The organism is Streptomyces sp. NPDC001270 (assembly GCF_042896695.1).
GTDB lineage: Bacteria > Actinomycetota > Actinomycetes > Streptomycetales > Streptomycetaceae > Streptomyces.
The window spans coordinates 1-5436 of sequence record NZ_JBIAXM010000088.1; the positions used below are offsets into that span (position 1 = coordinate 1).

General features: G+C 69.0%; 3 protein-coding genes and 1 pseudogene. All 4 read right to left on the reverse strand.

Annotated elements, in window-relative coordinates; genetic code table 11:
- Positions 1 to 41: 41 nt before the first annotated feature.
- The 4 genes and pseudogenes from ACFY2B_RS45980 to ACFY2B_RS45995 all read right to left on the reverse strand — a co-directional run bounded on the left by ACFY2B_RS45980 (position 42) and on the right by ACFY2B_RS45995 (position 4288).
- Positions 42 to 1034 carry a hypothetical protein gene (locus tag ACFY2B_RS45980; RefSeq protein WP_390769019.1) on the reverse strand — a complete coding sequence of 331 codons (993 nt, stop codon included), beginning with the start codon at positions 1032 to 1034 and terminating at the stop codon, positions 42 to 44.
- Positions 949 to 3030, reverse strand: a complete 2082-nt coding sequence (locus ACFY2B_RS45985; RefSeq protein WP_390769020.1) for a hypothetical protein — start codon at positions 3028 to 3030, stop codon at positions 949 to 951. The genes ACFY2B_RS45980 and ACFY2B_RS45985 overlap by 86 nt, the downstream gene beginning before the upstream one ends.
- A 632-nt stretch (positions 3031 to 3662) precedes the next feature.
- Positions 3663 to 4094, reverse strand: a pseudogene (locus ACFY2B_RS45990) (hypothetical protein); the annotation flags it as partial.
- The gene (locus ACFY2B_RS45995; RefSeq protein ID WP_390769021.1) at positions 4055 to 4288 is read right to left on the reverse strand and encodes a hypothetical protein; all 234 of its coding nucleotides are present in this window, start codon (positions 4286 to 4288) and stop codon (positions 4055 to 4057) included. The pseudogene ACFY2B_RS45990 and the gene ACFY2B_RS45995, both read right to left, overlap by 40 nt.
- Positions 4289 to 5436: the final 1148 nt, after the last annotated feature.

The window sequence follows — 5436 nt, forward strand, 5'->3', positions numbered from 1 at the left end:
CCGACGACATCTTCGAACGCCTCGCCGGCTATCTGAACCGCCTACCGAACCCCAAATCCTAGATATGCGGCCCTTCCGAGACTCAGGACACTAGCGGTGGACGCCTCCGTTTGCGCGGCGTTGGCCGCCTCGTGCGCACCGGCAGCGTCCTTCTCCGCTTCCGTCGCGGCATCCCATGCGGCCGCGGCCTCACCCTGCGCGGCGTTCGAGGCACTGCGGGCGAGCACGGCGTCGGCGTTGGCCTGCCGGTCGTACTCGACGGTTTTCGCCTCGGACTGCTGGGCGGCTGCCGCATCCCGTGCCGCGGCAGCCGCCGAAGCACGGGCCTTGCCCACCGAGACGGCCGCCCTCGCTGCCTCGTCCGCCGCTTTGGCCGCGGCCTCGGCGGCGAGCTTGGCGTCCGCGTCTGCGGCCTCGGCGGCGTCCTTGGCGGCCTGGGCCTGCTCTTTCGCGTCAGCGGCCTTGGCGTCGGCGGCGGCCGTCTGCTGTTCAGCCAGGCTCTTGGCCTGCTGGCCCACCAGCACCGCCATGCCGGCGGAGGCGTCGGTCTCCTGGTACGGGCTGCCGAGGCTGATCGCCTCGTTGGCCGGGTCGATCACCTGAGCCGCGGCGTCCCGGGTGGCGGAGGCCGCCTGCGAGGCCGCCATCGCGTACCCGGCGGTACGCGCGCTCTCCTTATCGGCCGCTGTCGCCTCCGCGCGCGCTGCGGTCGCGTGCGCGCGGGCCTCGACGGCCTTAGCGGCCGCGGCACGCGCGTACTCCTCGGCCTCCTTGACGTGCTCAGCTGCCTTCTTCGACGCCTCGATCGCGTCAGCCGCAGCCGCGTGCGCCACCTTGACCTGGGCGCGGGTGGTCGCCGCGTCGCGTTCGGCGGCGTCGGCCGCCGACTCGGCACGGTCGGCCGCTGCGGTGGCCTCGGTCGCCGCCGCGCGTGCCGCGATCGCCGCTTCACTGGCGTCGTCGGCAGCACTGCGCGCGGTCCGCAGCGCCCTGGGCCTCGTCGGCCGCAGCCCTGGCTTCAGTGGCGGCGGCACGTGCGTCCTCGGCGTCCGCAGTACCGGCCGCCGCCGCGGCAGCCGCTTCAAGCGCACGGGCACGAGCCGTGCGGGAATCCCGGCGCTGCTCGGCCGCGACGGCCTCGTCCCGGGCCTTGCCGGCCCGGTTCTCCGCCTCCACCGCGTCCCGGCGCTTGTCGGCAGCGACACCGCCCGCCGACTCGGCCCGTTCACGGGCCGCCGCGGCGTTGGCTTGTTCGTTCTTCGCCCGCTCCTCCGCCTCGGCGGCCTTGGTCCGTTCAGCATCGGCCTTCTTGCGGGCGGCGGCGGCGTTGTCCCGCTCGCTCTCCGCGGTCTTCCGCTTCGCCGCGGCGTCAGCGGCGGCTGCCTTGGCGACGTCCTCGGCGGCCTCGGCCCGCTCCCGTGCGTCCTTGGCCTTGGCGGCCTCGTCGGCGGCCAGGTCCGCCTGCTCGGCGGCGGCGTCGGCGGCCAGTCCGGCCTGTCGTGCGCTCTCCTCCGCCGCGGCCCGCCGGTACTGCGCCTCCAGCGCGTGCGCTTCCGTCTTGGCGCGTGAGAAGACCGCGCCGCTGTCCGCGACGGTGGCCTCGGACGCTTCCAGCGCGGTCCCGGCGGCCTTCAGGGCGGCGTCGGCGCCCGCAGCCGACGCCTTGGTCACCTGCGCCGACTGCTGGGCGTAGGCGAGACCGCGGCCACGTGGGGCGCCCGCCTTCTCGGCGACCTTCGCCGCCGCGGCCTCCGCGGTGTCGACGGCATCGGCCTGGGTTTTTGCGTCCTCGGTGTACGTCTGGGCCAGGCTGATCTGCGCCTTGATCTTCGACTGGGCGTTGGCGAGGCCCGTCTCGATCATTTTCTTCTCGGCCGCTGTCGGCTCCCAGGCCGTTCCTCGGTCACGCTGCCAGGTGAGAATGGTCTCGGCGACCCATGCCTGCCCGACCGCCTCGACCATCGCCTCCGAGGCGTTCCACATGTCGTTGTATGCCTTGGCCTCGGCCGCGACGATGGCATTGCGGTACTCCGCCTGCCCGTCCAGTTCGGCCTGCCACTCGGCACGGGCGGTCTCCACCGCCTCGGTCAGCGCCCGGTAGGGGTCGGCCGGATTCTCCGAGTCGCAGTTGGCGAAGCGGGTCTTGAGGGATTCGACCTCCGTACGGAACTCCAGCGAGTCGGGCTCCGGGGCGCTCGTGGGAAAACCGCCGTACTGAAGGAACATCCGCGCGTCGTCGGCGGACATGTTCCCGGAGAGCGTCGCCAGGTCACCGGCCACGGGAGCACCGAACAGTACGGCGATCTCCTTCTGGAAGGCGTCCAGCGCCGCGAAGTACTCGTCCGTGCCCTTGGTCTCGTCGATCAGGGCGGCGACGCGGTCCACCGACTCCTTCCCGGCGCGCGGCACCAGGTCGGCGAAGACGGCGTCCTGGGTCCGGTCGTGCGAGTCACGTCGAAACTCGCGCAGGGAGGTGTCGAGTTCGGGAGCCTCGTAGCTGCTGCCGAACTGCTTCAGCTGCTCCTGCCACCTCTGCTGCTGCTCGGTCTCGAAGCCTGGGGGCGGCGGCGCCGTTTCCCAGTCCTCGTCGTTGGCCGAGGTGACCGGCGTGTGGCCTGAGCCGTCCTCAGTCAGCGCGGCCGCGCGGTCCTCCTCCGAACCCGCGAGCGCCGACATGGCCAGCTCCTTGACCGCGGGACCGCCGCGGTGCAAGACCCGGCCGATACGGCACTGGTCCGCCATCGCCATCTCGCCCGTGTCCGAACTGGGCGTCCAGGCGTTCCAGACGCTCCAGGACCTGCGCCAGTTGTTCTCGGGATAGGACAGGATGTTGTCCCACAGATCCCAGTCGGGCCAGCGGTCCCAGACGAAATCGGGCAGCCCGGGCATGCCTGATTCCGAGGCACGCTCCTGTAACTCCACCATGCGTGCGTCCGCCGTGGGCTGGGCCGCGGCGGACGAGGGAGCGGCCACTGCCGCCAGGAGCGACATGCTCGTCGCCACCGCGATGATGGCGGCGGCTTGTCTCACCGCGCGTCTGAGGCGTCTCCAGTGGGCATTCGGCTTGCAGAACACTCGTCCCCCCTTCATCGTGTGCGCTCTGGGTTGACCCGCCTCGCCGGAGAGGCGGGACGGCTGCGCCGCGGCAGCCAGTGCGGACCGGGTTGGAGCGCTTTCACTACCACGGGCCCACAGCCCGCCCTGCCACATCTCACTCACAGAGATCACACAGGCGCCTGAGGTAACTAACCTCTCGACGCGGCGATGGATCAAGGAGCGATAAACGGGCGATAGTGCGACATACGATGTTCAGGTGGACGTGGCTATCCTTACGTTTATAAAGGGTTGCACGAGGTCAGGCCAATCTTTGGCAAAGATCGCCGGGTGTGAGTGAAGGGGTTGCAGGTAGGTGTGCGCGAAGCGGCGACCCGCCAACAGGCCCCAATCCCGGCCAACCTGAACGTGGCTCTGATACGACGCTGACACGGCGTGCATCCCGGGCCACGGTGGGTGAAATGCCCATGCAACAGTGCACCACTGTGCACGGAACGCGCCATCAGGTCTGCCCTCTGGCTCTATTCGTCAGTTTAGGGTTCTGGCACAGATCGTGGCGGAGTGTGACTCCACTGTTCGATTGCGAGGGGACGGGTTCGTGCGAGACCGCGTGCGCCCTCCGGCGCCTCGTGCTCGTTGCGGCCGCACGTGAGTAGAATGCCGTGCCGAATGGTGACGTCCGCTGAGGAAGAAAGCCGGTCGGCGAGCCGCAGCCAGGTGCCGATGGCCGTACCGCGCCCGCGCGCAGCTTGCGCAGCGACTGCTTGGCCTGGCCCCGGGTGGTGACGCCGGCGACGACCAGCCAGCCGTCGCCCGGGTGGACCTCCTTGCGCGTCTTGGTCGGCGGGCAGTCCATCGAGCCCGAGCAGTCGACCATCAGCGTCACCGCGTCCGACGGCCCCTGCCCGGGCGAGTACAGGTGCGGCGCCGAGACCGCGCTTCCGACGGTGCCGTCGCCGGTCGCCGTCACGGTGACGATCGCGTTGACCTCACGGCCGACCTACGACCTCAGGCCGGTACTCGTTTTGATAAAGGTCCACTTGTCACCGTAGAACCCGACGCCCTGCTCGTCGCCGAAACCACCGGCGGCATCACCCTGCCGGTGGGAGGCGTATGCGAGGGGCAGAGCTTGTTGCAGGCGGCTCGGAAGGTCATGCGGGATGAACACTTGCCAAGCCTCCGACGAGTTGTCGTGGATCAGGTCCAGATGCGTCGTCGAAAGGTCATCACACATGTTCTGGCAACCGCCCCCTTCTCCCGCGATACCGTCACGCGCCTGGTCTACCGAGACCCGCGTGTGGAGTTACGGATCATGACCATGGACAACGTCCTGGAACGCATCCCGCCTCAAGGACGCCTGCGACTTCTCCTCGGACTTGACGCACTCAACGTCGGGGGAACCATCTTCATGGACAACGGGGTTGTGCGTCACAGGGTGTAGACGCCTGGGAAAGCGCGCCGAGTAAATCGTGATCGGATTTTCAGGAAGGTACACCTCTCCGGCGGCTGCGCTGGGTGCCATGGAGGGCGTGTCCGATGCGCTGGCCGGGGCGGCGAGGTTCGGCGGCGGAGTACTGGCGGACGACCCGGCCCGTCGGCGGCCACACGACCACGGCCGTGCTCAGTGCCGCCACGGCCGATAGGTGCAGAGTGGATTCCACGGTGATCTGCGATCCCGGCAACCACCGCCCGTAATGATTCCCATCTGTCTGGTGCCCCGCCGGGGACTCGAACCTGCGACCAAACGCGACAACGACACCACCATCACGCCCGGCTGAGCGGCCCACGCGGGCCCCGTCACGGCCATTCACCCCGCGCCCCGCCCGTATGGCCGACCACCCGAAACCCTCGCCCCACGCCGGCATACCTCCCGCCCCCACACCGACTCCCCGCTCAGCCCCATCCAGCCAAAATCCAGCCGCCGTACAGAGAACGACAGATGACCACAGGTGACGAGACGTCAGGTCATCCAGCCACCATCCAGCCACGGGTACGCGAACGGGGCCGACCCGAAATCAAACCGACCCCGCCCGACCTGCCGTTTTGCTAAATCGCCGCATCCACGCTATTGCATGCCCTATACATTGAACCGGAACTCCACCCCGTTCCGCCCTGCATCACGTACTTCCACCCGATCTTCCATCGATGCCTCGCCCTTGACGCAGTCCTTGGCCGCCGAACTGGCCTCCAACAACTCCTTGGCCAGCCAAAGGACGGCAATTCTGCCGTGCGACATCTCTATAGGGGACATGCAAGCACAAACCAGTTCTCAGGAACCGATGCCCAACTACTCCGATTGAACTCGTAGTCGCCCGAGGGGATGACGTTCCTTGATCCCTGCGGTACGCCATGGTGGTGAGGTATGCGCAGGCGGGTGGGTAC

Coding starts and splice junctions, on each gene's coding strand:
- ACFY2B_RS45995 (WP_390769021.1), bottom strand. CDS start 4,288: ATGTGTGATGACCTTTCGACGACGCATCTGGACCTGATCCACGACAAC.